24 protein-coding genes and 1 riboswitch are annotated in these 25,993 nt (G+C 65.2%); of the genes, 10 read left to right on the forward strand and 14 right to left on the reverse strand.

Features of this window, described 5'->3' with window-relative positions:
* Nucleotides 1–1,191, forward strand: a complete 1,191-nt coding sequence (locus tag N2605_RS08890; protein ID WP_260346310.1) for an adenylate/guanylate cyclase domain-containing protein — start codon at nucleotides 1–3, stop codon at nucleotides 1,189–1,191.
* Nucleotides 1,192–1,233: 42 nt separating this feature from the next.
* Here N2605_RS08890 and clpS read toward each other — a convergent pair whose 3' ends face one another.
* The 3 genes from clpS to N2605_RS08905 all read right to left on the reverse strand — a co-directional run bounded on the left by clpS (nucleotide 1,234) and on the right by N2605_RS08905 (nucleotide 3,295).
* A complete protein-coding gene (clpS, locus tag N2605_RS08895; RefSeq protein WP_036004073.1) occupies nucleotides 1,234–1,539 on the reverse strand; it encodes an ATP-dependent Clp protease adapter ClpS in 306 nt (101 codons plus the stop codon).
* A 141-nt stretch (nucleotides 1,540–1,680) separates the two neighbouring features.
* Nucleotides 1,681–2,064 (reverse strand): fluoride efflux transporter CrcB, encoded by a 384-nt coding sequence (gene crcB / locus N2605_RS08900; protein ID WP_225143576.1) that lies wholly within the window; start codon nucleotides 2,062–2,064, stop codon nucleotides 1,681–1,683.
* A 28-nt stretch (nucleotides 2,065–2,092) separates the two neighbouring features.
* Nucleotides 2,093–3,295 (reverse strand): MFS transporter, encoded by a 1,203-nt coding sequence (locus tag N2605_RS08905; RefSeq protein WP_260346311.1) that lies wholly within the window; start codon nucleotides 3,293–3,295, stop codon nucleotides 2,093–2,095.
* 118 nt (nucleotides 3,296–3,413) lie between these two features.
* A riboswitch (Fluoride riboswitch) is annotated at nucleotides 3,414–3,490 on the reverse strand.
* Nucleotides 3,491–3,793: 303 nt separating this feature from the next.
* Between N2605_RS08905 and N2605_RS08910 the strand changes: the two genes are divergently transcribed.
* Complete coding sequence (locus tag N2605_RS08910) at nucleotides 3,794–4,657, forward strand: DUF1194 domain-containing protein (protein ID WP_036004084.1); 864 nt, start codon at nucleotides 3,794–3,796, stop codon at nucleotides 4,655–4,657.
* Nucleotides 4,658–4,848: 191 nt separating this feature from the next.
* Nucleotides 4,849–5,484: a hypothetical protein gene (locus N2605_RS08915; RefSeq protein ID WP_225143580.1), complete on the forward strand. Its 636-nt coding sequence runs from the start codon at nucleotides 4,849–4,851 to the stop codon at nucleotides 5,482–5,484.
* A gap of 4 nt (nucleotides 5,485–5,488) precedes the next feature.
* On the opposite strand, the gene N2605_RS08920 is transcribed toward N2605_RS08915, so the two are convergent.
* A complete protein-coding gene (locus tag N2605_RS08920) occupies nucleotides 5,489–6,328 on the reverse strand; it encodes a nucleotidyltransferase domain-containing protein (RefSeq protein WP_260346312.1) in 840 nt (279 codons plus the stop codon).
* A gap of 111 nt (nucleotides 6,329–6,439) precedes the next feature.
* Between N2605_RS08920 and N2605_RS08925 the strand changes: the two genes are divergently transcribed.
* Nucleotides 6,440–7,039, forward strand: coding sequence for a hypothetical protein (locus tag N2605_RS08925; protein ID WP_260346313.1), 600 nt, complete (start codon nucleotides 6,440–6,442; stop codon nucleotides 7,037–7,039).
* Here N2605_RS08925 and N2605_RS08930 read toward each other — a convergent pair.
* Nucleotides 7,036–8,115 (reverse strand): Acg family FMN-binding oxidoreductase, encoded by a 1,080-nt coding sequence (locus N2605_RS08930; protein ID WP_260346314.1) that lies wholly within the window; start codon nucleotides 8,113–8,115, stop codon nucleotides 7,036–7,038. The genes N2605_RS08925 and N2605_RS08930 overlap by 4 nt on opposite strands.
* An 84-nt stretch (nucleotides 8,116–8,199) precedes the next feature.
* The gene (locus N2605_RS08935; protein ID WP_225143588.1) at nucleotides 8,200–9,222 is read right to left on the reverse strand and encodes a GntR family transcriptional regulator; all 1,023 of its coding nucleotides are present in this window, start codon (nucleotides 9,220–9,222) and stop codon (nucleotides 8,200–8,202) included.
* On the opposite strand from N2605_RS08935, the gene N2605_RS08940 reads away from it, so the two are divergent.
* The 5 genes from N2605_RS08940 to N2605_RS08960 are packed head-to-tail and all read left to right on the forward strand — an operon-like array spanning nucleotide 9,199 to nucleotide 14,132.
* Complete coding sequence (locus N2605_RS08940; RefSeq protein WP_036004099.1) at nucleotides 9,199–10,134, forward strand: hydroxymethylglutaryl-CoA lyase; 936 nt, start codon at nucleotides 9,199–9,201, stop codon at nucleotides 10,132–10,134. The genes N2605_RS08935 and N2605_RS08940 overlap by 24 nt on opposite strands.
* Nucleotides 10,131–11,345: a CaiB/BaiF CoA transferase family protein gene (locus N2605_RS08945; protein ID WP_260346315.1), complete on the forward strand. Its 1,215-nt coding sequence runs from the start codon at nucleotides 10,131–10,133 to the stop codon at nucleotides 11,343–11,345. The genes N2605_RS08940 and N2605_RS08945 overlap by 4 nt, the downstream gene beginning before the upstream one ends.
* Nucleotides 11,346–11,386: 41 nt before the next feature.
* Nucleotides 11,387–12,433: an ABC transporter substrate-binding protein gene (locus N2605_RS08950; RefSeq protein WP_225112637.1), complete on the forward strand. Its 1,047-nt coding sequence runs from the start codon at nucleotides 11,387–11,389 to the stop codon at nucleotides 12,431–12,433.
* Nucleotides 12,430–13,278: an ABC transporter ATP-binding protein gene (locus tag N2605_RS08955; protein WP_260346317.1), complete on the forward strand. Its 849-nt coding sequence runs from the start codon at nucleotides 12,430–12,432 to the stop codon at nucleotides 13,276–13,278. The genes N2605_RS08950 and N2605_RS08955 overlap by 4 nt, the downstream gene beginning before the upstream one ends.
* 2 nt (nucleotides 13,279–13,280) lie before the next feature.
* Nucleotides 13,281–14,132 carry an ABC transporter permease gene (locus tag N2605_RS08960; protein ID WP_260346318.1) on the forward strand — a complete coding sequence of 284 codons (852 nt, stop codon included), beginning with the start codon at nucleotides 13,281–13,283 and terminating at the stop codon, nucleotides 14,130–14,132.
* 6 nt (nucleotides 14,133–14,138) lie between these two features.
* Here the strand turns inward: N2605_RS08960 and N2605_RS08965 are convergent, their stop codons facing one another.
* The 7 genes from N2605_RS08965 to N2605_RS08995 form a co-directional block, all read right to left on the reverse strand.
* Nucleotides 14,139–15,386 (reverse strand): class I SAM-dependent RNA methyltransferase, encoded by a 1,248-nt coding sequence (locus N2605_RS08965; RefSeq protein ID WP_260346319.1) that lies wholly within the window; start codon nucleotides 15,384–15,386, stop codon nucleotides 14,139–14,141.
* Nucleotides 15,379–16,113: a TlyA family RNA methyltransferase gene (locus N2605_RS08970; RefSeq protein ID WP_260346320.1), complete on the reverse strand. Its 735-nt coding sequence runs from the start codon at nucleotides 16,111–16,113 to the stop codon at nucleotides 15,379–15,381. The genes N2605_RS08965 and N2605_RS08970 overlap by 8 nt, the downstream gene beginning before the upstream one ends.
* A gap of 27 nt (nucleotides 16,114–16,140) precedes the next feature.
* Nucleotides 16,141–16,695, reverse strand: a complete 555-nt coding sequence (locus N2605_RS08975) for a nucleoside 2-deoxyribosyltransferase (RefSeq protein WP_036026115.1) — start codon at nucleotides 16,693–16,695, stop codon at nucleotides 16,141–16,143.
* Nucleotides 16,696–16,913: 218 nt separating this feature from the next.
* Nucleotides 16,914–18,842: a 1-deoxy-D-xylulose-5-phosphate synthase gene (gene dxs / locus N2605_RS08980; protein ID WP_036004129.1), complete on the reverse strand. Its 1,929-nt coding sequence runs from the start codon at nucleotides 18,840–18,842 to the stop codon at nucleotides 16,914–16,916.
* Between the two features lie 628 nt (nucleotides 18,843–19,470).
* Nucleotides 19,471–19,722 (reverse strand): exodeoxyribonuclease VII small subunit, encoded by a 252-nt coding sequence (locus N2605_RS08985; RefSeq protein WP_008132970.1) that lies wholly within the window; start codon nucleotides 19,720–19,722, stop codon nucleotides 19,471–19,473.
* A gap of 73 nt (nucleotides 19,723–19,795) precedes the next feature.
* Nucleotides 19,796–20,725, reverse strand: a complete 930-nt coding sequence (locus N2605_RS08990; RefSeq protein ID WP_260346368.1) for a histone deacetylase family protein — start codon at nucleotides 20,723–20,725, stop codon at nucleotides 19,796–19,798.
* Between the two features lie 122 nt (nucleotides 20,726–20,847).
* Nucleotides 20,848–22,509, reverse strand: coding sequence for a bifunctional metallophosphatase/5'-nucleotidase (locus N2605_RS08995; protein ID WP_260346369.1), 1,662 nt, complete (start codon nucleotides 22,507–22,509; stop codon nucleotides 20,848–20,850).
* A 230-nt stretch (nucleotides 22,510–22,739) separates the two neighbouring features.
* Between N2605_RS08995 and N2605_RS09000 the strand changes: the two genes are divergently transcribed.
* Nucleotides 22,740–23,972 (forward strand): MFS transporter, encoded by a 1,233-nt coding sequence (locus N2605_RS09000; protein WP_036026102.1) that lies wholly within the window; start codon nucleotides 22,740–22,742, stop codon nucleotides 23,970–23,972.
* A 107-nt stretch (nucleotides 23,973–24,079) separates the two neighbouring features.
* Here N2605_RS09000 and N2605_RS09005 read toward each other — a convergent pair whose 3' ends face one another.
* Nucleotides 24,080–25,858, reverse strand: coding sequence for an acyl-CoA dehydrogenase family protein (locus N2605_RS09005; protein WP_260346371.1), 1,779 nt, complete (start codon nucleotides 25,856–25,858; stop codon nucleotides 24,080–24,082).
* Nucleotides 25,859–25,993: the final 135 nt, after the last annotated feature.

Raw genomic sequence — 25,993 nt, forward strand, 5'->3', positions numbered from 1 at the left:
ATGAACAGCTCCGAGCTTCAGCGCATCTCCAACTGGCTGATCGACGGCACTTGGGCGGCTCAGGAGTCGGCCGTAGGGATTGCCGATTTCTGTGAACGTCTGGTCGCGGCCGGCCTGCCGCTGTGGCGGTTCGGCATCTTCATCCGCACGCTGCATCCCGAAGTCTTCGGCCGCAACTTCATCTGGCGGCAGGGCGAGGGAGTTGAAATCGGCAGCGTCGATTTTGAGATCCTGGACACGCCCCAATTCGCCCACAGCCCGCTTCGCGTGGTTTTCGAGCAGGGCATCGAGGTCAGGGGCCGCGCAGGCGACCCCGACAGCAAGCGATTTCCGTTCCTCGAGGACATGCACGCCGAAGGCGCGACCGATTATATCGCGGTGCCGGTGCCTTTTCTCGACGGCTCCATTCACGCGACGAGCTGGATCACGCGGCAGCCCGGCGGCTTCAGCGACGACGACATCGCAGCCATCCGAGCTCTCATAGCGCCTCTCGCACGCATCAGCGAGATCATCACTATGCGCCGCACCGCCGAGATGCTGCTCGACACCTATGTCGGTAATCGCGCCGGCGCGCGCATCCTCGGCGGCCAGATCCGCCGCGGTCACAACGACACCATGCAGGCGGCGATCTGGCTGTCGGACCTGCGCGGCTTCACCGCGCTGTCGGACCGGCTGCCGCCCGAGACGGTTGTCCAGATCCTCAATCATTATTTCGACTGCCAGGTCACGGCGATCCGAGACCATGGCGGCGAGGTGCTGAAGTTCATGGGCGACGGCCTGCTCGCCGTGTTCCCGATCGACGAATATGTCGGCGATGCCGCTCATGTCTGCGCGCAGGTGCTGGAGGCGGCGCGCGACTCGCGCGCCAGCGTCGAGGCGCTCGCCTTTCCGGTGGGCGAGGCCGTCGAGCGCTTCCGCTTCGGCGTCGCGCTGCATGTCGGAAACATCCTTTACGGCAATATCGGCGGCGGCAACCGCCTCGACTTCACCTGCATCGGCCCGGCGGTCAATCTCGCGGCAAGGCTGGAGAAGATCACGGGGCGCCTGGGGCGGACCGTCGTCGCCTCGGAAGGTTTTGCCAATGTCTGCCGCCATGATTGGCACCAGCTCGGCGAGTTTCCGATCGCAGGATTTTCCAAGGCGCAGCGCGTCTACGGGCTGGCGGAGGAGACGACGGTGGTGATGGCGTGATGTGCACTGAGCTGAAGGACATTCATCGTCGCAGGATGAAGCCTATTCCTCCGGCTCCGTCGTGAACAATAGCGGATAGCCCTTGGCGCGGCCGGCGTCGGTGGCGCGCGTTGCCTTGGTTTCGGCGACGTCCTTGGTGAATACGGCCACCACGCAGGCGCCCAGCTTGTGCGCGGTGATCATCACCTTGTAGGCCTGATCCTCGGTCATGCGGAATTCGGCCTTCAGCACCATGGTAACGAATTCACGCGGCGTGTAGTCGTCGTTGATCAGGATGACCTTGTGGAGCTTCGGCCGCTCGACCTTGGTCCTGGTCCTGGTTTTCGGTTTGGTGACGGTGTCGTTCATCGTGTCCCGAAACGCCCTGGCTCGAATGAGCCACCAGCCAACACATCATACCGCAGGAGCGGGGAGCGCTCCAAGATATGCGGCCGCTCGCCACTATGCCGTCGCGGCTGGGCAGGAATGCACGACTTGCGCCTGCGCGAGTTACGGAAGTGCGCGAACGAGCTGTAATGCGGCGATCAGAGCGCCCACCGACAGCACGACCGACGCAATCATGTAGGCGGCAGATGCCCATGTCTGGCCGCGCTCGATCAGATACCAGGCATCCAGCGAGAACGTCGAGAACGTCGTGTATCCGCCACAAACTCCGACCGTCAGAAACATCCGCGCGGCCTGCGGCAGGTTCCATTTGGTCGCGAACAGCGCGGCGAAAATGCCGATCAGGAACGATCCGGTGACGTTGACGATCAGCGTGCCCCACGGAAAATCCGTACCGAACGCGCGGCCCGACCCGATCGCAACGAGATAGCGTATGACCGCGCCGAGCGCTCCGCCGCCGGCAACGGCGAGAATGTATTGAATGTTCAATGTCTCGTTCCCCACTTCGCCATTTGCTTCACTTGCCCTCGGTGGCCAGACCTTTGCCGACGGCGAGCAGCCCCACCAGCGAAACCAGCGCGAATCCAAGCCCGGCAAGAAACGTTCCCGCCGGTCCATCGGCGTCCCACAGCGCACCCGCGATCACGCTCGCAGCCAGCAAGGCAAGCCCGGTGAACAGGTTGAAATAGCCGAAGGCGGTGCCGCGCAGGCTTGGCGGGGCGGCATCGGCGACCATGGCCGAGAGCAGGCCCTGCGTCAGTCCCATATGGAGTCCCCACAGCACGACTCCGAGCGCGAGGCCCGCAAGGCTCGGGAGCAGCGCCAGCGCGAGGTCGGCCGCGGCGAGGAAGACCAGGCCGAGCGCGAGCAGGCCGGTCCGGTTGATCCGGTCCGACAGCACGCCGGCCGGATAGGCCGACAGTGCATAGGCGACGTTCATCAGCACCAGTACAGCCGGCACCCACATCACGTCGAGCCCGATGTTCTGTGCGCGCAAGATTAGGAAGGCCTCGCTGAAGCGCGCGAGCGTGAACACGACGCCCACGGCGACGACGCGCCAATAGACCGCTCCGAGCTGGCGCATTGCGGCGAGATTGAGCGGATTTTCCGCACGTTTCCGGCTCGGATCGGGCTCCGGCTCCTTCACCGCGAACGCGATCAGCCCGAAGGACAGGAAGGCCGGCAGCACCGCGACCCAGAACACGAGGGTAAAATTGTCGGCCGTCCACCACATCAGGCCGATTGCCACGAGCGGCCCGAGGAAGGCGCCGATCGTGTCGAGCGATTGCCGCAGGCCAAAGCTCGCGCCGCGCAGGCCGACGGGCGCGATGTCGGCGATCAGCGCATCGCGCGGCGCGCCGCGAATGCCCTTGCCGACTCGATCGATGAAGCGCGCGGCCACCAGCCATCCGACGCTGGATGCGAGCGGGAACAGCGGCTTGGTGAAGGCGGCTAGCCCATAGCCGAGCGCGGCGAGCAGCTTGCGGCGGCCGAGCCAGTCCGACAGCGCACCGGAGAAGATCTTGGTGATCGAGGCGGTCGCCTCGGCGATGCCCTCGATGAAGCCGACGGTGAGGGTGGAGGCGCCGAGCACGGTCACGAGATAGACCGGCAGCAGCGCGTGAATCATCTCGGAGGAGATGTCCATGAACATCGAGACGAAGCCGAGCACCCAGATCCCCCTGGGCAGCGTGGTACGTACGGCATTCGGTGTCGTCATCGTCACGTCTTCGTCGTCCCCTCGCATTCGCCCGCCGGCCGCCAGCAGGCAACAAAAAACCCGCCATCGGCGGGTACGTCCATGCTCCCGCCAAAGGCAGAGGCCCAAGATTGCCTCTCCTCGAGCAGGAGTCATCAGCCCATGAGGTCATCGACCGCCGGGCGGTTATCGGGGGACTCCATCCCCATCTGTGCGACCAACCTAGCATGGAAATCGTGCCGGACAAATGGGCGGGGTCGCGTGCCTCCGCCGGCAGCTGTGATTCCCGGGGATGCGCAGCATCGAACCCGGAATCTCTCAGATTCCGGGATCCTCGCTTCGCGAGTCCCCGAACGACGGCTCTTGAGACCGCGCCTGTTCCTGACGCAAGCGCGGCAACATGGCGGCAGACTTGCGTAACGTGTGAATTCCTAACTCGAATGTGAAGCACAAGCGATCTTCGGCCTTTGCGGCAAGCCGATTGCATGTCACCATCGCGTCATACGACGGGAGACTGCGATGCGTTTGCTGTTCTCGATCGGGGCTGTGCTGGTGGCCGGCATGTTTGCCGGAGGGGACGTCGCGGGCATCGCGGCACCAGGACCCAAATTCGAATCGCCCAGAACTCAACCGCAGCGGCTTGCGGCCGACAAGGACGCGCAGAGCGTCGATGTCGAGCTGATCCTCGCGGTCGACGTGTCCTACTCGATGGACATGGACGAGCTCGCGATCCAGCGCGAGGGCTATGCCCAGGCGATCCAGTCGAAGGAGTTCCTGCAGGCGCTGAAGCTCGGCCCGAACGGCCGTATCGCGGTGACCTATTTCGAGTGGGCCGCCTCCAGCGACCAGAAGATCATCATTCCCTGGCGGCTGATCGATGGTCCGGAGACGGCGGACGCGGTTGCCGCCGAGATCATGAAGACGCCGATCCGGCGCGCTTCGCGCACCTCGATATCAGGCGCGATCAACTTCGCGATGCCGCTGTTCGACGAGGATCCCTATCGCGGCCTGCGCCGCGTCATCGACATTTCCGGCGACGGTCCGAACAACAATGGCGGCCCGGTCACGATGGCGCGTGACGCCGCGCTGGAGAAAGGCATCGTCATCAACGGCCTGCCGATCATGGTCAAGGAGCCGTCCTATTCGACCATGGATATCGACAATCTCGATCTTTATTACGAGGACTGCGTCATCGGAGGGCCGGGGTCCTTCGTCATCACGATCAAGGAGCGCGACAAGTTCAAGGAAGCGATCCGCACCAAGCTGCTGATGGAAATCGCCGGCCGCACCCCGGAGCGGCCCGTGATGCCGGTTGCCGACAAGGAGCCGCGCGTCAATTGCCTCATCGGCGAGAAGATCTGGTCCGATCGCTGGGGGCGGTGAGGGGGCGGTTTTTTCCGGTGGCATCACGCCAGTTCCGGCTGAGATCTTTTGCCCGCCCGGCCGACGCGCGCGCTTAACGGCTCGTTAACGGGTGCGTGGCCCTAATCGCATCGTTACTGTTCGTTCCCGCCGGCATCCTGACCTGCCCAAGCCAGCGAAAGCGGGTTTGTGAGGCCCGTCCGAGCAATCCAATGGCCATCGTCACATCGAGCACCAGCCAGATTTCGCCCGCCAACGAGCGGCTGTATCGCCAGAGCGCTCTGCTCGGTGACTGGAAGGGCAATTGGGTGGGCAACAACCAGCCCGTCGGCTTCAAGGTCGTCAACATCCGCGGCGCCCGGGCGCAGGTCGAGTACACCCACAACGGACGCACCGAGCGCGGCTTCGGCGAGGTTCAGGGCACGCTCATCACCTTCGGCGGGGTCACGGTCGGCACCAAGGACGGCAAGAACATGGTGATGCTGTTCTCGTTCGGGGGCGTCGGCAAGCAGACTGCAAATCTGCAAAAGCAGGACCCGCCCGCGTCCGACAGCCGCCTGATGGGAAGCTGGGGCGGCTATTCCAGCGAGAACGGCAAGAGCGCGAGCTTCAAGGTGCTGTCCGTCAATGGCAAGGAGGCCGAGGTCAGCGTCACCACCGACGGCGTCACCCGCAAGGGCACCGGCTTCGTCTACAAGAACGTCATCATGTTCGGACAGACGCAGATCGCGACCGACGACGGGCAGAACGGCAAGATCATCTACCAGGTCGGCACCAAATCCTTCATGGTGCCGGTGACAAAATATCCGCCGGCGGATTCGTCGTCTTCGGTCGACAAGACCGCATAACCCTTTACGGCGCTGTTCCGCCGGGGTGAGCCAGCGCCTTCAATTCTCGGTCGACCTGCCGCAGCATTGCGCAGGCCTGCGCGAAACCGCCATCAGCGACAAGTCGCCAGATTTCGTCGGCCTGCTCCACCAGGTGTGGAATCGTCAGCGGCAGGCCGGCTGCCTCCTGCAGCGCCCCCTTCTCGTTGATCAGATAGCGCTCGTTCAGCGCGAACAGTACCTGCGCGACGCAGGCGAGCGACCTGTAGAGGCAGCCCGCGACATGGGTCCTTTCGTTGCGTGCGGCCGCGAGCTCGGCATTTTCGATGCTGAACAGGACTTCCCATTGGAAGCGCCGGATCAGGGCGCTGCGTAGAGGCTCCGGATAGGGAAGTGCGATCGATTTGTGCCGGGCGATCATTCCGTTCGGATCGTGCAGCGGCTGACAATATGCGATCTCGCCCATCCAGATCGCTGAGCAGAAGCCGTGGGGATGGCCGGGCTGGTAGTCCATGGTGACCGCTCCGGCGCCGCAGGATTCCATGACGGCCTCGACCGCGTCGGCGTCGCGGTAGAGCAGGTCGACCTTGCGGCCTCCCACCGAAAGCCAGGCGCCGCCGACGACCCACGGGCCCCATTCACCGACGGGCGTCACCGTCGTGGCGGCGGGATCGTCCGCGATCGTCTTCGCGGCGGCAAGCAACCGTCCGGTGTCCAGCGCTGACTTGAAATAGAGTCCGATATCGTAGTCCGAGGCCGCATGCGCGCGGCCCCGCGCGCGAGAGCCGCCGAGCACGACAGCTTGAACGCCAGGTACATCGGCAAGAACGGATGTCAGGCGGGTGAGCAGCGGATCGTCCGGCATCAGGTGCGGTTCCCCGAAAGACCTGCGGCCGCGAGGGCCGGCGCGGTCACTCCGCTGGCATTGATGATGGTCGAGGAGTATAGTTTTAAGGGCTTTTAGACGGTAGCCAGAATGTTCGACCTTGCACGCTCATGCGCTCTTGCAGCTCTCGCCGTGTTCTCCCTCGGCGGAGCGCCGGTTCACGCGCAAGTGGCGCCGCTGCGATATTGGATTCCCGGCGGGCCTTTCGGCCTTGGCGGCGCTGTCGGCCTGAGCTCCGACAGCTATGGCAACTTTGCGGGCTTCAACGCCGGAGAGGCCGATTGGCGTACGAGCTCTGCGAACGGCTTCGTCATCGGTCGCGAACGCGGAAATCTCGGATTGAGCGGCTTCAACCAGGCGGGCTCGCTCGGCAATTTCAGCGCGCTCTCTTATGACAGCACGCAATTTGGCTATCAGATGAAGACCGCCGGCGGCATGCCCGTCACCTTCTTTGCCGGCTTCGACACGCTGAAATACGGCAACGGCATCGGCAGCTCATTGGCGCCGCTCACCTCCAGCGCCGGGCCCAGCTATGGCGGGTTTGCGGGTGTCGAATTCAAGCCGACCTCAAATCTCAGCCTGTCGTTCGGTGTCGGCTACGCCCAGCAGGATTCGGGCCGCATGGACAGCGATATCAGATCGAACATGCTGCCCGGCGAATCGCCGGCGCTGAGCGGCCTTCGGCGCTAGGGTCGCATCACCAGCTCCGGCGGACGCCGCAGCGATTGCGGCAGGCTTGGGCCGGTGCCGAAGCGCATCACGATGTCGGGGCGTCGTTCGCCGAGGCCGAGCCGGGTCGCGAATTGCTGCCTCAGTGCTGCGACCTCGACCGGCTGGTTGACGAAGGAATATTTCAGTCCCAGTGCGGTCGCCTGCAAGCCGAAGCGCTGGCAGGCGCGGCCGACCGCGATCCAGTGCGAGGTGTCGCTGCGATCGGCAGCAAGCACGACGACACCGGCCGAGCTGTCGAGCTGCTCGCGATATTTCTTGTTTTCTCCGCTTTCGGTGAAGAACAGCTTCAGAAGCGGCCGGGCTATCCAGGACGGCAGCGCAGGATTTCCCGATGCGGGCGCGAACAACCCGTCCATGGTCGCGACCGCCTCTGCCTCGTTGAAGCGGATCCAGTCGACGAGCTCGCGCATGAAGGCCTTGTCGCGCATCTGCGCCGAATTGCCTTCGAGCACATAGTCGGTGACCTCAGCCATTCCGGCACGCTCGGTGATCAGGATCGCAGCGACGCCGGGTTGCCGGCAGGCGTTCTCGAGCTGGCGCAGGATCTCGGGCGCGGCAGGCTTGCCGGCGAAGGCCGCGCGGGTGCATTGCCTGACGGGAATTGCATCGGCCAGGGCCGATGCGGCAGGAGCGGCCTCGTCGAGCGTGATCACGATGCGATCGCCGTCGACGACCGGATCGGCGCGCCAGCCCAGCGTGGCCGCGGCGAGGATGAGGTTTTCGGCGGCACAGCCGAGACTGACGAAGAGATGATGATCGTCGGGATCGACGGCCGGACAGCGCCGCGCGACGTCAGGCGCAATCGTGATGACATTGCCGCGGACGGCGAAGATCCACGGCTGGGTGTTGTGGCTGTTGGCCGCAAGCGTCGCAAACCGGACCAGCTCGCGATCCCTGGGCGCTGCTCGCAGCGGAGCCCGTGACGCGTTGATGGCCTCGTCATAGGTCATCGCCGCCAGCGCGGCGGAAGGGCTGCCGATCGCTGCCGCAGAAAGCCCGAGCGCGGTCGTGATGAATTGTCGCCGGTTGGCCACGGACTTCCGCTCCACACCCCATGATGAGGCATTCTTAGCGCCAGGCGGCGCCGAGAAGATTGACCGGAATCAAGGTCGGCAGGATCACGATACGCCGGCGACCAGCGGACGCTGCAGGTGCCGGGCCATCAGGTCGGCGGCTTCGCTGTAGCGCCGCGCTTCCAGAACGTCGAGCAGGCGCAGATGCTCGCGCACGTGCCGCCTCATGCCGTCACGATCGGCGAAGCTGCGATAGGCGAACAGGCGCCTGATCGAGTTCACGCGCTTGAGCGCTTCGAGGAAGAATGGATTGCCTGTTCCGCGGATGATCTCCTCGTGGAATTCGCAGCCGGAGTGAAAGATCTCGCCAATCGTCATCTTCTCGATTTCGCCGTCGAAGACCCGCTGTTGGCGCTCGCGCAGGCGTGTGATCACCTCCTGGGGCAGCGCAAAGCCGGGCTGTGCGATCGCCGCCGGCTCGATCACTGCGCGAAACGCCTTGGCCTGCGCCTGCGCTTCGGGGCTCGAGACCGTCTCCGCGAAACGCCAGCCATAGCCGGGCAGGCGTGCGATCCAGCCCTCGGCGGCGATACGGTCCAGCAGCCGCTGCAACTCCGCGCGGCTCAGATCATAGCGGCGCAAGAGCTCCGCCTCCGTGACGTCGGCTGGGAGTCGGCTCGCGAGCACGTCCCCTGCGATGGCCGTATAAACCTGCTCGCCGCGCCTGACGGCCGCGAGCGCCGGTTGGGCGGCGCCGCTGGTCGGATTCTTCGCCAGCACGAAGCCGCGATGCGGCTCGCCGCGCGCCAGCCCCGCCGCTTCCAGGGCCTTCAGGCCGAGCCGAATCGGCGCGCGTGAAAGATCCAGCGCATCCGCAAGCCTTTGTTCGACCAAGCGGTCTCCGGCCTTCATGCCTTCGCGGCGGGCTAGCGCCATGATCAGGCCGGCGAGCTGCTCGGCCCGCTCGGAACCGTTCTTGTCGCTGCGCGGTCGGGAACTGTCGGTGGCGCTCATTGCAGTGCACGCAAGTTTTAGGGCTTGACAGACTGTCTCATGGATTGTTCTTTTATGCAACAATATACAATCGTCCCCAGGGAGACCCACATGGCCCGCGAGCCCGATGTCCACATTTGCGAGGTCGCGCCCCGCGATGGTCTTCAGAACCTGGACATCTTCGTTCCGACCGAGGCCAAATGCGCGTTGATCGACATGATCGCCGCCGCGGGCATACGCGAGATCGATGCCGGGTCGTTCGTCCCGCCGAAGGTCGTGCCGCAATTCGCCGACGTTGATGCGGTGATGGCGCATGCGCTCATGCACAAATCGACTCTCATCGGTGCGCTGGTGCCGAACCCGAAGGGCGCCGAGCGCGCCATCGGCGCCGGCGTCGACGCCGTCTATTTCGTCATCTCGGCCAGCGAGACGCACAACCGCGCAAACGTGCGCCGCTCGGTCGACGAGCAGGTCGAGGGGTTTCGCGCAGTCCGCGCTGCGATCGACGCCCAGCCGTTGGGGCAGCGGCCGCGCTTGATGGGGGCGATCTCCACCTCCTTCGGCTGCTCGCTGGAAGGGGAGGTGAGCGAAGCGGCGGTGTGCCGGGTTGCGCGCGCTTTTGCCGAAGCGCGTGCCGACGAGATCGGGCTTGCCGACACCGTTGGTTATGCGACGCCGAAATCGATCCGGCAGATCGTCGGGGCGGTGCAGCGCGAGCTCGGGTCGCAAATGACGCTGCGGCTGCATCTGCACGATACGCTCGGCGCCGGCCTGGCCAATGCCGTCGCCGGCCTTGAAGCGGGCATTCGCCGTTTCGATGCCGCCGTATCCGGCCTCGGCGGATGTCCCTTCGCTCCGGGCGCACGCGGCAACATCGTCACCGAGGATCTGGTGTTCATGCTGGAGCGCATGGGGCTCTCCACCGGCATCGACCTCGACCGCCTGATGCAGACCCGCGAGATTCTCGCCCGCCACATCCCCGCAGACCATCTGACCGGGCATCTGCACGAGGCCGGAATTCCCAAGCTCCTGCGGAGCGCGGCATGACCATGGCTGTGCGTGAGACGGGATCTGAGCTTCGTCCGTTGGCGGGCCTTCGGGTCATCGAATTCAGCCAGATGGTGATGGGGCCGAGCTGCGGCTTGATCCTGGCCGATCTCGGTGCCGAGGTGATCAAGGTCGAGCCGCCCAAAGGTGACCGTACCCGCGCCTTCAAGGGACCTGCCGCCGGCTTCTTTGCGACCTACAGCCGCAACAAGCGCAGCATCGCTCTGGACACGTCGACAGCACAGGGCCAGCACATCGCACGCAGACTGATCGAGCACAGCGACGTGCTGATCGAGAACTTCCGGCCGGGCCTGTTGAAGCGGATTGGTCTCGACTACGAGAGCGTCGCGGCTTTCGCGCCGCGCCTGATCTATTGCTCGCTCAAGGGCTATCTGCCTGGTCCTTACGAGAACCGCCTGGCGCTCGACGAAGTCGTGCAGATGATGGGCGGCCTCGCCTACATGACCGGTTTGCCTGACAGGCCGATGCGCGCCGGCGCCTCGGTCAATGACGTCATGGGCGGCATGTTCGGTGTGATCGCGATCCAGGCCGCGCTCGCCGAGCGGCAGCGTACCGGCCGGGGCCGCTACATCCAGAGTGCGCTGTATGAGAACAACGTGTTCCTGATGGCCCAGGCGATGATGTGCGAGGTGGTCAGCGGGCAGCCATCGATCCCCTATTCGATCAAGGACAGCCCGTGGCCCGTCTACGACCTCTTCGACACCAGGGATGGTTCGAAACTGTTCGTCACCATCGTCGGTGAAGAGCAATGGGAAGCGTTCTGCCGCGCCTTCGATCGCGAAGCCTGGCTCTCCGATCCACGCTTTGCGACCAGCAATGACCGGGTCGATCATCGCGGCTGGTTGATCCCGGAAATCGCAAATATCTTCAAGCAATGGGACAAGGCCGATCTCGCCGCGCGGCTCGAGCAGCTCGATCTGCCCTACGCACCGGTGAACAAGCCCGGCGATCTCTTCGATGATCCGCATCTCAACCAATCCGGCGGCCTGACCGACATCCGTTTGCCTGACGGTAATGAGGTCAAGACACCGCTGTTGCCGATTGCCATGGACGGAAAGCGGCTGTCCAACCGCTACAATCCACCCGGTATCGGCGAGCACAGCGGCGAGATCCTGCGCGAGATCGGGATGTCGCCGGATGAGATCGAACAGCTGCGACAAGCAGGGACAATCAAGGTCCCGCCGTCCTGACGGACCGCGCGATTGAACAAGAACCAAGGGAGGAGGATCACATGAGCATTTCGAGACGCCAGGCGCTGTTCGCGGGGTCTGCATGGGCCGGCGCGTCACTGCTGCCGGGGCCATTGCGTGCGGAGGCCAAGCAGGTCTCGCTCGCTTTCGGGCCGGTGTCGCCGGTTTACGCCGTCGGCATGATCGCGGAGCTGAAGGGATACTTCAAGGACGAAGGGCTCGACTCCAAGCTCGTTACCGGCAATGCCGGTACGTTCGGCCGGCAGACATTGGCGGCGGGGCAGGCGCTGTTCGCGCACGGCGATGCCAGCCATCCGCTCCAGCTCGGTGCGCGCGGCAAGCCCTGCAGGATGCTGCTCGCGACCGAGATGGTATGCTCCTACGCCAACATCGTGGTCCGGCAGGACCTCTACGAGAGCGGCATCAATTCGATCGAGAAGCTCGCGGATTACAAGCGCCCCGACGGCGCCAAGCCGATCGTTGCCGCGACCGCCATCGGGTCAGGCACCTGGGTGTACGGCACCTATGTGTTCGAAGCGCGTGGGCTCGGCAACAAGGTGAACTGGGTTGCGGGCGGCGGGCCCAACACGATGTTCCCATCGCTGCAGACCAAGCAGTTCGACGCCATCGTGGCGCCGCCGAGCTGGATCGTCGAGGTCGAGAAGAAGGGTTTTGGCCGGACGATCTACGACACGTCGAAGCCTGGCGTGTTCGAGAAGGATTTCGGCGGGACGTTGCCCGTGCTGGTGATCTACACGCTCCAGGACACGGTCCAGCAGGACAAGGCGATGGTGCAGGCCTACGTCAACGCGATCTACCGGGCGATGGCTTTTGTGAAGGCGGCGCCGCTCGCGGAGGTGCAGGCGCTGGTCACGCCGAAGTATTTTTCAGGGATAGATCCCGATGCCGTCAGCGCCGAGCTCGGCTTCGACAAGTCGACCTGGGCCTATGACGGCGTCATCGACAAGGCGTCGTTCGAGCGCGGCGCCAAGCCCTGGTACCGCAAGGGCACGGACATTCCCGAGACCAGGTACGAGGATGCGGTCGACATGAGCTTCCTTCAGGCGGCCAGGGCGAAATACAAATGATCGCCGCGCCAAGCCAGAGCCTCGCGCTCGCGCGCGACGAGGATCGAGCAGCGGCTGCGCGCACGCGCATCGCCGTACAGGGTCTTGCCAAGCGCTTCAACGCGTCCGGACGCGAGTTCGTGGCGGTGGATGACGTTTCCTTCGAGATCAAGCAGGGCGAGTTCGTCGCGCTGCTCGGTCCATCCGGCTGCGGCAAAAGCACCATTCTCAATATGGTCGCGGGGCTGTTGCCGCGCTCCGGCGGACGCATCCTGATCGACCAGGACACGGTCGAGACCGGCGAGGTCAACCCCAGGGTCGGCTATGTCTTCCAGCGCGATACGCTGTTTCCGTGGCGGACCGTGGAGCAGAACATCGGCTATGGGCTGGAGATCGCGGGAGTGCCAAAGAGCGAGCGCGCCGCGCGCGTTGCCACCGCCATCGAGAAGGCCGGCCTTGCAGGCTTTGCGCAGAGCTTCCCGCGCATGCTGTCCGGCGGCATGCGCCAGCGTGTCGCCTTAATGCGCACGCTGATCCTGGAGCCCGAGATCCTGCTGATGGACGAGCCGTTCGGCGCGCTCGACACCCACACGAAGCTCGAGATGCACAAGACGCTGCTGGAGATCTGGGAACGCGAGCGGCAGACCGTTCTGTTTGTGACTCACGATCTCGGCGAAGCCTTGACGCTGGCGAGCCGCATCATTCTGCTCTCGGCGCGCCCCGGGCGTCTCAAGGAAGACTTCGACGTCGCCATTCCGCGTCCGCGCGATCCCGTGGCCGTGCGTGAGACGGCCGAGTTCGCCCGGCTCTATTCCCACATCTGGCATTCCCTCGGCGAAGAATTCCGCCGCACCAGGGCCGACTGATCATGTCCAACAGCCGCACCGTCATCCTGTTCTGGCAATTGGCCATTCTCGCAGTCGTTCTCGTCGTCTGGCAGTGGGGCTTCGAATGGAGCAAGGCGTTGCTGCCGAAGGCCTACGTGCCGAAAATCCTCGATCCCTATTTCGTCGCCAAGCCGTCGCTGATCTGGCAGAGTTTCTTGCGGCTTGGCTGCTTCGCAGACGCGACCGGCTTTACCGCCTGCATCAAGGGCAGCGACAACAATCTATGGCTTGCCACACTCGTCACGTTGAAGAACACCTGGTGGGGCTTTCTGTTCGGCTCGGCGAGCGGGATCGCGGCCGGCCTGGTGCTCGGCCGTTCCGATTTCCTCTCTCGCGTGTTCAGCCCCTACATCGTGGCGCTCAACTCCATACCGCGCATTGCGCTGGTCCCGCTCGTCATCCTGATCTTTGGCCTCGGTGACCTCTCCAAGATCGCAACCGCCTGGCTCGTCGTGTTCTTCGTGGTGTTCTTCAATACCTTCGAAGGAACGCGTGCGGTCGACCGTGACCAGATCGCTGCCGCCCGCCTGCTCGGCGCCAGCGAATTCACGGTGCTGCGCACGGTCGTGATCCCGTCCGCGCTCGCCTGGGTGTTTGCCTCGCTCCTGCCGGCCGTTTCTTTCGCGCTGATCGGCGTCATTGTCGGCGAGTTCATCGGTGCCGAACGCGGTCTCGGCAAGCTCATCATCGAAGCCGAGGCGCGGGCCAATGCCAGCGAGATGATGGTGGCCATCTTCGTCATGATGTTCGTCGGCATCCTGCTGGCGATCGCGGTGCGTTCGCTGCAGTCCTACCTCTTGCGATGGCAGCCGCAATTCGAGGCTTCGGCGTAGCCCGCGTCAGCGGCTGAACCGCGCCACCAGCTCGACATGCGGCGTGTGGCGGAACTGGTCGACCGGTACCACGGACTCCAGCCGATAGCCGCCGTCGATCAAGAGCCGTGCGTCGCGGGCAAAGGTCGCGGCGTTGCAGGACACGGCGATCACGAGCGGCACCTTGCTCGCCGCAAGCTTCAGAGCCTGCGCCTGCGCGCCCTGGCGCGGCGGGTCGAATACCACGGCGTCGAAGTCCCGCAGCTCCTGCGGCACCAGCGGGCGGCGGAACAGATCGCGGGGCTCGCACTTGATCGGCTTCAGGCCAGGTGTTCGCGCAGCTTTCGCCAGCGCCGCGATGGCGCCGGCGTCGCTGTCATAGGCTGCAACGCGCGCCTTCTCCGCGAGCCTGAGCGCAAACGGACCGACGCCGCAGAAGAGGTCGAGCACCTCCTTGGCCTTGCCGATGCGCTCTGTGACGAGTGCCGCAAGCGCCTCCTCGCCTGCCACCGTCGCCTGCAGGAACGAGCCCGGCGGCAGCGTCACCTCGGCGCGGCCCATCCTCACCGTCGGCGGCAAGCGTTGCAGCACCAGCTCGCCATGCCGGGTCAGCCGCGCCAGGCGGTGCTGCTCGGCGACCCGCGACAGCGCGGTGACCAGCGCCGTCGGCAGCGGGCCCGAGCCGCGCACGTCGACATCGAGCCCGTTGGCGGTCGCGGTGACCTGGATGTCCAATGGCTTGGTCACCGGCATCTTGGACGTCAGCGGCTCGGCCAGTGCCCAGGCGGCATCGAGTGCGCCCTCGAGCGCGGGATCGAGGATCGGGCAACGATGGATCGGGATGACGTCGTGCGAGCTCGCAGCCGAGAAGCCGACCTTGAGGATATCGTGCGTGCCGAAGCGGCCGTGCAGCGTGATGCGCCGGCGCCCGGCGCCATGAGCGTCGACCAGCGGCGCTACCTCGCAATCGATGCCGGCCTGCGTCAGCGTTTCGATCACGATATTGCGCTTCCAGGCCCGATACGGCTCGTTCGCCCAATGCTGGATCGCGCAGCCGCCACACACGCCGAAATGCGGACAGAATGGTTCGACGCGTTCCGGGCTTGCGACCTCCACCGCCAGCAGCTTGCGCCGGTCGGGATGATGGCCTGCGACGTGATCGACCTCGACGGTCTCGCCGCCGAGCGTGTAAGGCACGTAGATCGCTTCGCCGGCATCGAGGCAGACGCCGTCGCCGCGATGGCCGACATGATCGATCGTGATGCGCTCAACCACGGCGCGCGCCCAGGAAGAATTCGATATTGCCGTCGCCGCCGGTGATCGGCGAGGGGAATATGTCGATCTCGGTGCAGCCGAGCGATGCCGCGAAGGCTGCGATGTCGTCGCAGATCTCCCGGTGCACGGCAGCATCGCGGATGACGCCCTTCTTGTTGTGCTTCCTGTCAGCCTCGAACTGCGGCTTGATCAGCGCCAGCAGGCTCATCGGTGCGGCCGCGAGCGACAGCGCCACCGGCAGCACCGTTTTCAGCGAGATGAAGCTGACGTCGATGACGACGACATCGGGGCGCGCCGGCAGGCGCTTGCCCTCATAGCTGCGGATGTCGGTCTCCTCGATCGACACGATCTTGGGATGATCGCGCAGCGAGGGATGCAGCTGGCTTGTGCCGACATCGATCGCGAACACCAGGCTCGCGCCGTTCGCCAGCAGCACCTCGCTGAAGCCGCCGGTGGAGGCGCCGACGTCGAGGCAGACATGGTCCTCGATCTCGATTCTGTACCGCTCCAGCGCCCCGGCGAGCTTGACGCCGCCGCGGGAGACGTAAGGGTGCGCCGGCTCGGCCTGGATCACCGCGTCCTCGGCAATCGTCTCCGACGGCTTTGCGACCTGCTTGTCGTCGGCCGTGACGAGGCCGGCCTCGATCGCCGCGCGGGCCCGCGCCCGGCTCTCGAACAGGCCGCGCTCGACCAGCAATACATCCGCGCGCTTGCGGGCAGGGGGCATCGGATCTCCGACGGACGACTAAAAAGCTTATGTAGCGATCAATCGCGCGGCCGCCATCCGGACGCAAGTCTCGAACGCGGTGAGATCGTGCCAGACGTCGGTCGGCATAGTGGCCGGCGTTACCAGCGGGCAGCCGTGCAGCTCCAGCGCATGGATCATCATGAGGTTGTCGACGAGGCCGAAATCTTCGACCGCCAGCCCCTGGGCATCGACCAGCCGACCATCCTCGGACACGACGTCCATGAAGCGACTGAGGCGGTCGGCATAGACGGCGCCATCGTTGGAATAAGCCAGGCAGAATTTGCGGCGGCCGGCCATGTAGCCGAGCTCGTAGACGGTGCCGGGATCGGCGCCGGCGCCCCGGAACGGGGTGAGGTTGGCGATGATCGCGTCGGCATCGTCCATCATCGCCTCGTTGCCGCAGAAAATCTGCCGCGAAGCGTCGCGCGCGGTGAGGTCGATCGCATTGTCGAGGGGGTAAAGGCCGGCGAGGCCATGAGCGGCGCAGATATCGACCTTGCGCCGGCCGATCTCGACGGCATCCGGCAGGAACACGTCGGGGCCTGCCAGATAGATTTTCATCGCACGACCGATTGAGAAGGCATCGGAGTTGCCGCGACGTTGGCGGTGCAAAACCTCTCCCAAGGGGAGAAGTCGCGCCGAAGGCGCGGGTGAGGGGTTACGTTCTCACGTGGGATCTGAGCCCCTCACCCGGATTGCACTGGACGATGCTTCGCATCGCCAGGAGCAATCCGACCTCTCCCTACGGGAGAGGTGGGGTTCAGCGTCTGCCGCGACAATCAAGCCAGCTTGACCGTCTCGGTCTTCACATCCTTGCCGAGCGCCTCGAACACCTTGGCGACGATGCCCTTGGCGTCGAGGCCGGCGCGGGCGTACATGGCGGCCGGGGTGTCGTGATCCTGGAACACGTCGGGCAGCACCATCGAGCGGAACTTGACCATGCCGGTGTCGAGCACGCCCTGATCGGTCAGGTATTGCGCGACATGCGAGCCGAAGCCGCCGATCGAGCCTTCCTCGATCGTGATCAGGATCTCGTGGTCGCGCGCGAGCTTGAGGACCAGCTCGGTGTCGAGCGGCTTCATGAAGCGCGCATCGGCGATCGTGGTCGACAGGCCGTGGGCGGCGAGCTCGTCGGCGGCCTTCTCGCATTCGGCGAGACGGGTGCCGAAGGAGAGCAGCGCGATCTTGCTGCCCTGGCGGATCACGCGGCCCTTGCCGATCTCGAGCGGAATGCCGACCTCGGGCATCTCGATGCCGCGGCCTTCGCCGCGCGGATAGCGCAGCGAGCTCGGACGGTCGTCGATCGCAACCTGGGTCGCCACCATGTGCACCAGCTCGGCTTCATCCGCCGCCGCCATGATCACCATGTTGGGCAGGCAGCCGAGATAGGCGTTGTCGAACGAGCCGGCATGGGTCGCACCGTCGGCGCCGACGAGGCCGGCGCGATCGATGGCGAAGCGGACGGGCAGGCTCTGGATCGCGACGTCGTGGACGATCTGGTCGTAGCCGCGCTGCAGGAAGGTCGAGTAGATCGCGCAGAACGGCTTGTAGCCTTCGGTCGCAAGGCCCGCGGCAAAGGTCACCGCGTGCTGCTCGGCGATGCCGACGTCGAAGGTGCGGTCGGGGAAGGCCTTGTTGAAGATGTCGACACCGGTGCCGGACGGCATCGCCGCGGTGATGGCGACGATCTTGTCGTCCTTCTGCGCTTCCTTGACGAGGCTCTGGCCGAACACGTTCTGATAGGCCGGCGCGTTCGGCTTGGCCTTGGCCTGCGTACCGGTCGCGACGTCGAACTTGACGACGGCGTGATACTTGTCGGCGGAGGCTTCCGCCGGGCCGTAGCCCTTGCCCTTCTGCGTCACGACGTGGACCAGGATCGGACCGGTCTCCATGTCGCGGACGTTCTTCAGCACGGGCAGGAGATGGTCGAGGTTGTGGCCGTCGATCGGGCCGACATAGTAGAAGCCGAGCTCCTCGAACAGCGTGCCGCCGTCCATCATGAAGCCGCGGGAATATTCCTCGACGCGATTGGCGCGGTTGGCGAGGATCTTGGGCAGGCGCTTGTTGATCTGCTTGGCCGCATCGCGCAGCGTGCGATAGGTCTTGCCGGAATAGAGGCGCGACAGATAAGCGCTCATGGCGCCGACCGGCGGCGCGATCGACATGTCGTTGTCGTTGAGAATGACGATCAGGCGCGAGTTCATCGCCCCCGCATTGTTCATGGCCTCATAGGCCATGCCGGCCGACATCGCGCCGTCACCGATCACGGCGATAACGTTGTTCTTGCCGCCGGAGAGGTCGCGCGCCACGGCCATGCCGAGGCCGGCGGAGATCGAGGTCGAGGAATGCGCCGCGCCGAACGGATCGTAGTCGCTCTCGCTGCGCTTGGTGAAGCCGGACAGGCCGCCGCCGGTGCGCAGCGTGCGGATGCGGTCGCGCCGGCCGGTGAGGATCTTGTGCGGATAGGCCTGGTGGCCGACGTCCCAGATCAGCCGGTCGCGCGGCGTATCGAAGACGTAATGGATCGCGGTGGTGAGCTCGACCACGCCGAGGCCCGCGCCGAAGTGACCGCCGGTCACCGAGACGGCATCGATGGTCTCCTGCCGCAGCTCGTCGGCAACCTGGCGAACCTGCTCGACCTTGAGCTTGCGCAGATCTTCCGGCGTCCGGATGGTGTCGAGAAGCGGCGTCTTACTGTATGCGTTCACGGCGATTTCCAATTTGTCAGCACCGGAAGGTCATTCCGGTGCGCGATGGGTTTGCACAATATCGGCGCAGCGCGAGTCCTATAACCGTCGGAGCCACCTGCACGGGGCAAGGCCCCGCCTTCAAGCTTAGGTAAGCTTAAGTGTGCTCCGGTTCAGTCTCTGTGATCCCTGTCACTTAGTTCGGCTTCGTCCGTCCCAAGCCAATTTCATCAGCAGTTTGAAGCACTTGTCGTCGGTAATCGGTGCCCACGCAAGGCTTACAAAAAGCCACACTCCGCGCAGCTTTACACCAAAGCTTAGGCCGAAGCCAACCCGCTGGGCCGATTAGGGGTATGCAGGTGCAACTCGCGGACCAGAAGTGGTTAACCTCGGGGCGGGGTAAGGGGTTCCGGCCTTGCTCGGTTCTTGGCAGGCTTTTTGGCCCGAGTATGGGCTTTTCTAGCTCTCAACGACCCGATTCGAAGGCAGGGACGTATCCACCGCCAGGGAACCGCATGCCGGCCGGGAGCTGCGCACTGCGATAAGGGACGCAGCGGCCACGCTTACCGCGAAGACATTCTACGCGGACCTGCGTCGCGGTCTTGCGCGGCCCTGCGGGGGCAGAAGACTGAGCGGGAGAGCACTCTTATTACTGGACGTCGAGCGGCGCAGTGCCGGTGGCCTGGCCGCTGGCATCGGTGGTGATCTTGTCGACGCGCGCCTCGGCCTGGCGCAACAATTCCTCGCAGCGCCGCTTCAGGGCCTCGCCGCGCTCGTAGATCGTCACGGATTCCTCGAGCGGCACCTTGCCGTCCTCGAGCCGCTTCACGATCGTTTCGAGTTCCTCGATCGCGCGCTCGAAGGTGAGCCTGGAGACGTCGACTTGAGTGTTTTCGGCCATATCCGTTTCCGATTGCCCGATTCGCTTCACCTTTGAGAAAGCAGAGTTTTACGGGCGTAATGTGGCGGGTGGGTCAAGCGCCCATCAGGGCGCCGACATGCGCCGTAACAGATTCTTTCAGTCCCTGCAGGTCATAGCCGCCCTCGAGCACCGAAACAACGCGGCCGCCGGCGGTCTTGTCGGCGAGGTCCATCAGCTTGCGCGTCACCCAGGCATAGTCCTCCGCGCGCAGGTTGAGCGAAGCCAGGGGATCGCGATAATGCGCGTCGAAGCCGGCCGAGATGATCAAGAGCTCCGGGCTGAATTTCTCGAGCTGCGGCAGGATCAGATTCTCGAACGCGACGCGGAATTCCGGGCCGCCGTCCTCGGAGGCGAGCGGCGCATTGACGATGGTGTCGTGATCGCCGCGCTCGCTTTTGGCGCCGGTGCCCGGAAACAGCGGCATCTGGTGCGTCGAGCAGTACATCACGGTCGGGTCCGACCAGAAGATGCCCTGCGTGCCGTTGCCGTGATGCACGTCGAAGTCGACGATGGCCGCGCGCTTGATGCCGTATTTGCGCTGGGCGTGGCGCGCGGCGATCGCGACGTTGTCGAAGAAGCAGAAGCCCATCGGCTTGCCGATCTCGGCGTGATGTCCGGGCGGGCGGACCGCGACGAAGGCATTGCGATGCTCGCCGGCCATCACCGCTTCGGTCGCCGCAACCGCACCGCCGACGCCGCGCATCACCGCCTCCCACGTGCCGGGGGACATCGAGGTGTCGCCGTCGATGTAGACCTGACCGCTGGTGGGCGCGATGTGGCGCAGCTCGGTGACGTAATGCTCGTTGTGGCAGAGCGTGACGAGATCGAGATCGCCCTCAGGCGCCTCCTCGCGCGCCAGGAACTGGAAGCGCTCATGCGACAACGCTTCCTCCACCGCGCGCAGGCGATCCGGCCTCTCAGGGTGTCCCGGCGGCGTGACATGGTCGAGGCAGGCCTTGTGGGAAAGGAGAAGCGTGCTCATCAGGTCGGCCTCACGGAAAACGGGCTTTTGCCGTCGTTGGCGCATCCGGCGCCAAAACGCAATGCAAAATCCAATCTAAGCGCTTGGCCGGGAATGGCAAAGGGCTGCCCGCTTGATCCGGATCAATTCACCCGCAGGATGCGCCGGGGCGGCAGCGGACCGACCGGCCCGTGCGCCCGGAAGAACGCGAACAGCGCGTCCGCATCGTAACCGCCGTATTGTGGCGCGGTGCCCTGTTTGGCGACGGTAAACCCGTCTCCGCCGACGGCGAGGTAATCGTTGAGCGTGACGCGGTAGCCGCTTCCTGGCTCGATCGGCCTGCCGTTGAGTGTCATCTTCTCCAGGCTGACGCGCTCGCCGAACGGTTTTGAAGCATCCCAGGTATAGCTGAAGCCGTTCGACACCTGGAGAATCCGCGGCCGCTTCGGGTCCAGCCATTGCTGCTCGAGCAAGTCCTTGAGCTGGCTGCCCGTCAGCGTCATGGTGACAAGACGATTGCGGAACGGCTGGCTGGCGAAGACGTCGCCGAACGTGATCGCGCCATTCTCCTTCGGAACGATGTCGGTCCGGATGCCGCCGGGATTGGTGAGCGCGATGACAGCGCTGCCATCCTTCGCATCGCGCGTTGCGAGCAATTGCGCGTCGGCGATGATATCGCCGAGCGCGCTTTCGCCGGCCTCGTTCGGCACGCGCGACAATGTCTGCGTCACCGAGCCGGCGGGCCGGTTGGCAATCGGCGCGGAGAGCTTGTCGTAGGCGTCGATCAACGCGGTCTGCTCGGGATCCCTGGCCAGCGAAGCATTGGCGACGATGACGTTCTCGGCCTTGGCGGCGACGATATCGCGAGTCACAGGATCGAGCTTGAGGTCGATCGCGGTGACGAGTGTGCCGTATTTGTCGCCGCTAGTGACGAGCCGCCCGTCGATATCGCAGATGTAGGCGCGATGGGTGTGGCCGCTGACGACGACGTCGACGGCACGGTCGAATTTCCTGACGATGTCGACGATCGGCCCGGTGATGGCAGGGCATTCATTGTAGTCGCCGGCGGGCTCGCCGCCCTGGTGGATCAGCACCACGATCGCTTCGACGCCGCGCGCCTTCAGCTGCGGCACCAGCGCGTTCACTGTCTCGGCCTCGTCGCGGAATTCGAGCCCGGCGATGCCCGCGGGCGAGACGATGCCGGCGGTCTCCTTCAAGGTCAGGCCGATGAAGCCGACGGGGATGCCGTCGAACTCCCTGATCTCGTAGGGCGGCAGCACGCTCTTGCCGGTCGCGGTCTCGACGGTGGAGGCCGCGAGATAACGGAATTTGGCGCCCTTGAAGGGATGCGGTCCCTGGCAGCCGTCGGCGGGATGACAGCCGCCGTTCTGCATGCGCAGAAGCTCGGTGTTGCCCTCGTCGAATTCGTGATTGCCGACCGAGCTGATCGCAAGGCCCATCATCGAGAGCGCCTCGATCGAGGGCTCGTCGTGAAACATCGCCGACAGAAACGGGCTCGCGCCGATCAGGTCGCCCGCGGCGACGAAGATGGCGTTCTTGTGCCCGTCGCGCAGCTGCTTCAGCAGCGTCGCCATGTACTCGGCGCCGCCGGCTACCACCGTCACCTTCTTGGACTTGTCCTCGGGGTCGTTGATGCGGATGCCGCCCGGCGGCGGCCGCAGATGGCCATGGAAATCGTTGATCGCGAGAATGCGCAGCTCGACGGGGGCTGCGCTCTGGGCCGCAGCAGGGAGGGTGCCGGTGAGAGCGAGGACGAAGCAAGCCAGGCGGAGAAGATGTCGCATGGAGTTAGACTATTCGTTCGGCGCGAAGATTTCACGAAGGTTGTTGTCGTCATTTTTGAGGCACGCGCAGCGTCGTTCCCCCGACAATCCCATCATCGCACGAGCCATGCCGCTCGATGAATGCCAGGTCCGCTACGTGCCGCAACAATTAGCTACAATGTTTCATTTGAAAAACCGCTGGTTGTGGGGCACGATCCGGCCCCGTTCGCTTCAGACAGACCGTCAGATTCATGATTGCCGCCCCCCGGATCGACGAATCCTCACCGTATTATCGCGGCTGGCGGGTCGTGCTGGCGTGCTTCCTGATGGCCTTCTTCATGTTCGGCTTCGGCCTCTACGGCCAAGGCGTCTATCTCGCCGAGTTGCAGCGCGCTCACGGCTGGCCGGGCACGCTGATCTCCGCGGCCAGCACCTTCTCGTTTCTCCTGACCTCCGTGCTCGTCATCTTCACCGATGACCTGCTCGAGCGCATCGGGCTGCGCGCGCTGATCCTGTGCGGCGTGTCGGCGCTCGGCGCTTCGACCGTGCTGCTGGCGCTGGTGCAGACGCCCTGGCAGCTTTATCTCGCCTATGCGCTGATGTCGGTCGGCTGGACCGGCATGGGCACGGTGGTGATCGCGACCGTGCTGAATTCCTGGTTCGAGCAGCGGCGCGGGCTTGCGCTCAGCCTTGCCTTCAACGGCGCGACTTGCGGCGGCATCATTCTCGTCCCGCTGCTGCTGTCGCTGACCGGCAGCATCGGCTTCCGTTCCGCGATGCTGGCGGCGACCCTCGCGATGATGGTGCTGGTGCTGCCGGCGGTCGTGACCTTCATCGGCTGGCCCGCAGGCATGGCGCCTGCAGCGGGCGGACGTTCCTCCGGCTCCTCAGCGCCGGTTCGCTCGCGCAAGGCGGTGCTCGCCAACGCGGCGTTCTGGACCATGGTGCTGCCGATCGCGTTCGCGCTGCTGGCGCAGATGGGTTTCATCGTCCACCAGGTGACGTTTCTCGAGCCGCTGATCGGCCGCTCCGCCGCAGGGCTTGCCGTCACGATCATGGCGGCGATGGCGATCGTCGGGCGCCTCTCGCTCGGCCTGTTCGTCGACCGGCTCGATGCCCGGCTCGCCTGTGCGGTTTCGATGACGAGCCAGGCGGCTGCGCTGTTCGTGGCTCTGCAAAGCACGAGCCCGACCGTGCTGCTGGCCTGCTGCGCCGTCTACGGCTTCTCGATGGGGAACATGATCACGTTCCCGCCCTTGATCATCCAGCGCGAGATCGGTGCTTCGGCCTTCGCGACCGCGGTGGGCTTGGGCACCTCGATCAGCGGCATCGTCAGCGCCTTCGGCCCCGGTGTCGTCGGTCTCGTGCGGAGCGTTACGGGCAATTACACGACGGCGTTTGCGATCTGCGTGGTGCTCGATCTCGCCGCGGCGGGCGTGGTGCTGTGGCGGCCGGGGAGAAGAGCTCAGGTCGCAGCTTTGTAGCCCGGATGGAGCGCAGCGCAATCCGGGACCGCTGTATCCGCGGTGAGACTTTCCCGGATTTCGCTACGCTCCATCCGGGCTACGATGTCGCGTTTGCGGCGCTCACCTTACCCCAGCAGCGCCGCATCCGCCGCTGCGACCGATTCCGCGCTCTCGGTCACGGTGCGCTCGAGCGCGCCCGCCTGCACCGCGATGTTCTCGGCGAAGAAGCGCGCCAGCGCGACGTAGCGTGGCGCGTCGCCAAGGCCTTCGGCCTTGGCGGCGAGCGCCTCGGAGGCGAGCAGGCAGCCGCCGAGCGTGGAGCCGAATTGCTGCAGATAGGGCGTCGCCCCCGCAAGCGCGTCGTTCGGCGCGGAGGCAACGCGCTCCAGCAGCCATTTGCTGGTGCGCGTGAGCGCCTCCAGCGCCTCGCGCAGCTTGGTGCCGGTGGTGCCGAAGGCGGGATCGTTGGAGGCCTCCACCTGCTTGACGGTCGCCGAGAGCTCGTCGAGCAGCGCCCACACCGACGCGCCGCCATTGGCAGCTAACTTGCGCGTGACGAGATCGATCGCCTGGATGCCGTTGGTGCCCTCGTAGATCGCGGTGATGCGGGCATCGCGGTAGTGCTGGGCCGCGCCGGTCTCCTCGATGAAGCCCATGCCGCCATGCACCTGCACGCCGAGATAGGCGACCTCGTTGCCGATATCGGTGGAATAGGCCTTGGCCATCGGCGTCAGCAACGCCGCGCGTGCGGCGGCTTCAGCGCGCACCGTCGGATCCTTGGCGCGGGTCGAGACGTCGATCGCGACAGCCGTCGCATAGCAGATGGTGCGGGCGGCCGCGGTCTGGGCCCGCATCCGCATCAGCATGCGCTTGACGTCGGGATGCACGAAGATCGCATCCGAGCCGCCGCCTTTCTTGCCTACCGCGCGGCCTTGGCGGCGCTCCTGCGCATACGACAGGGCCTGCTGGTAGGCCCGGTCGGCAACGCCGACGCCCTCCAGGCCGACGCCGAGGCGGGCCTGGTTCATCATCGTGAACATGCAGCGCATGCCCTGGTTCTCTTCGCCGATCAGATAGCCGATGGCGCCGCCATGATCGCCCATGGTCATGGTGCACGTCGGCGAGGCATGCATGCCGAGCTTGTGCTCGACGCCGCTCGCATAGATGTCGTTGCGCGGCCCCAGCGAGCCGTCCGCGTTGACCATGAACTTCGGCACCAGGAACAGCGAGATCCCCTTGGTGCCGGCGGGCGCATCGGGCAGACGCGCGAGCACGAAATGCACGATGTTGTCGGTCATGTCGTGCTCGCCATACGTGATGAAGATCTTCGTCCCCTTGATGCGATAGGTGCCGTCCGCCTGCTTTTCGGCGCGGGTGCGCAGCGCGCCGACGTCGGAGCCGGCCTGCGGCTCGGTCAGCTGCATCGTCCCGGTCCATTCGCCGGAGACGAGCTTTTTGAGATAGATCTGCTTCAGCTCGTCGCTGCCGTGGGCGTCCAGCGCCTCGATCGCCGACGCCGTCAGCAGCGGGCAAAGGCCGAAGGCGACGTTGGCCGCGCTCCAGATCTCGGTGCAGGCGGCGTTGATGGCGAGCGGCAGGCCCTGGCCGCCGAAATCTTCCGGGCCGGACACCGCATTCCAGCCGCCCTCGGTCCAGCGCTTGTAGGCGTCAGGCCAGCCCGGCGCGGTCGTGACCTTGGCGCCCTCGAGCTTGATGCCGTGCTCGTCGCCGACCTTGTTGAGCGGCGCCAGCACGTCGGATGCGAACTTGCCGGCTTCCTCCAGCACGGCCGCGGCAATGTCGGCGTCGAAATCGCCGTAATGGCCGGCCTCCAGAGCGGCCTTGAGGCCCGCGCCATGGTTGAGCGACAGCAGCATGTCAGAAATCGGCGCGCGGTAGGTCATGGCTCACTCCCCGAGAACAAATATTGGCGCCGTATTCCCATGAAACGGGAGCGGTCTCAACTGCCGGGACGCCGGATGGGCTGGCCGGTACGGGCAGGGCCGTCGGAGCCCAGAATAGAGTGTCGGCCGCCGGGC

The sequence above is a fragment of the Bradyrhizobium yuanmingense genome (genome assembly GCF_025200905.1).
Classification (GTDB): Bacteria; Pseudomonadota; Alphaproteobacteria; order Rhizobiales; family Xanthobacteraceae; genus Bradyrhizobium; species Bradyrhizobium yuanmingense.

Bases quoted from the DNA above. Each gene is read 5' to 3' on its own strand.
- N2605_RS08960 (WP_260346318.1), top strand. From the start codon at position 13,281: ATGTCCAACAGCCGCACCGTCATCCTGTTCTGGCAATTGGCCATTCTC.
- N2605_RS08985 (WP_008132970.1), bottom strand. From the start codon at position 19,722: ATGGCCGAAAACACTCAAGTCGACGTCTCCAGGCTCACCTTCGAGCGC.
- N2605_RS08975 (WP_036026115.1), bottom strand. From the start codon at position 16,695: ATGAAAATCTATCTGGCAGGCCCCGACGTGTTCCTGCCGGATGCCGTC.
- N2605_RS08970 (WP_260346320.1), bottom strand. From the start codon at position 16,113: ATGCCCCCTGCCCGCAAGCGCGCGGATGTATTGCTGGTCGAGCGCGGC.
- N2605_RS08920 (WP_260346312.1), bottom strand. From the start codon at position 6,328: ATGCCGGACGATCCGCTGCTCACCCGCCTGACATCCGTTCTTGCCGAT.
- N2605_RS08915 (WP_225143580.1), top strand. From the start codon at position 4,849: ATGGCCATCGTCACATCGAGCACCAGCCAGATTTCGCCCGCCAACGAG.
- N2605_RS09005 (WP_260346371.1), bottom strand. From the start codon at position 25,858: ATGACCTACCGCGCGCCGATTTCTGACATGCTGCTGTCGCTCAACCAT.
- N2605_RS08950 (WP_225112637.1), top strand. From the start codon at position 11,387: ATGAGCATTTCGAGACGCCAGGCGCTGTTCGCGGGGTCTGCATGGGCC.
- N2605_RS08945 (WP_260346315.1), top strand. From the start codon at position 10,131: ATGACCATGGCTGTGCGTGAGACGGGATCTGAGCTTCGTCCGTTGGCG.
- N2605_RS09000 (WP_036026102.1), top strand. From the start codon at position 22,740: ATGATTGCCGCCCCCCGGATCGACGAATCCTCACCGTATTATCGCGGC.
- N2605_RS08905 (WP_260346311.1), bottom strand. From the start codon at position 3,295: ATGACGACACCGAATGCCGTACGTACCACGCTGCCCAGGGGGATCTGG.
- N2605_RS08940 (WP_036004099.1), top strand. From the start codon at position 9,199: ATGGCCCGCGAGCCCGATGTCCACATTTGCGAGGTCGCGCCCCGCGAT.
- clpS (WP_036004073.1), bottom strand. From the start codon at position 1,539: ATGAACGACACCGTCACCAAACCGAAAACCAGGACCAGGACCAAGGTC.
- N2605_RS08910 (WP_036004084.1), top strand. From the start codon at position 3,794: ATGCGTTTGCTGTTCTCGATCGGGGCTGTGCTGGTGGCCGGCATGTTT.
- N2605_RS08925 (WP_260346313.1), top strand. From the start codon at position 6,440: ATGTTCGACCTTGCACGCTCATGCGCTCTTGCAGCTCTCGCCGTGTTC.
- N2605_RS08955 (WP_260346317.1), top strand. From the start codon at position 12,430: ATGATCGCCGCGCCAAGCCAGAGCCTCGCGCTCGCGCGCGACGAGGAT.
- N2605_RS08995 (WP_260346369.1), bottom strand. From the start codon at position 22,509: ATGCGACATCTTCTCCGCCTGGCTTGCTTCGTCCTCGCTCTCACCGGC.
- N2605_RS08990 (WP_260346368.1), bottom strand. From the start codon at position 20,725: ATGAGCACGCTTCTCCTTTCCCACAAGGCCTGCCTCGACCATGTCACG.
- N2605_RS08890 (WP_260346310.1), top strand. From the start codon at position 1: ATGAACAGCTCCGAGCTTCAGCGCATCTCCAACTGGCTGATCGACGGC.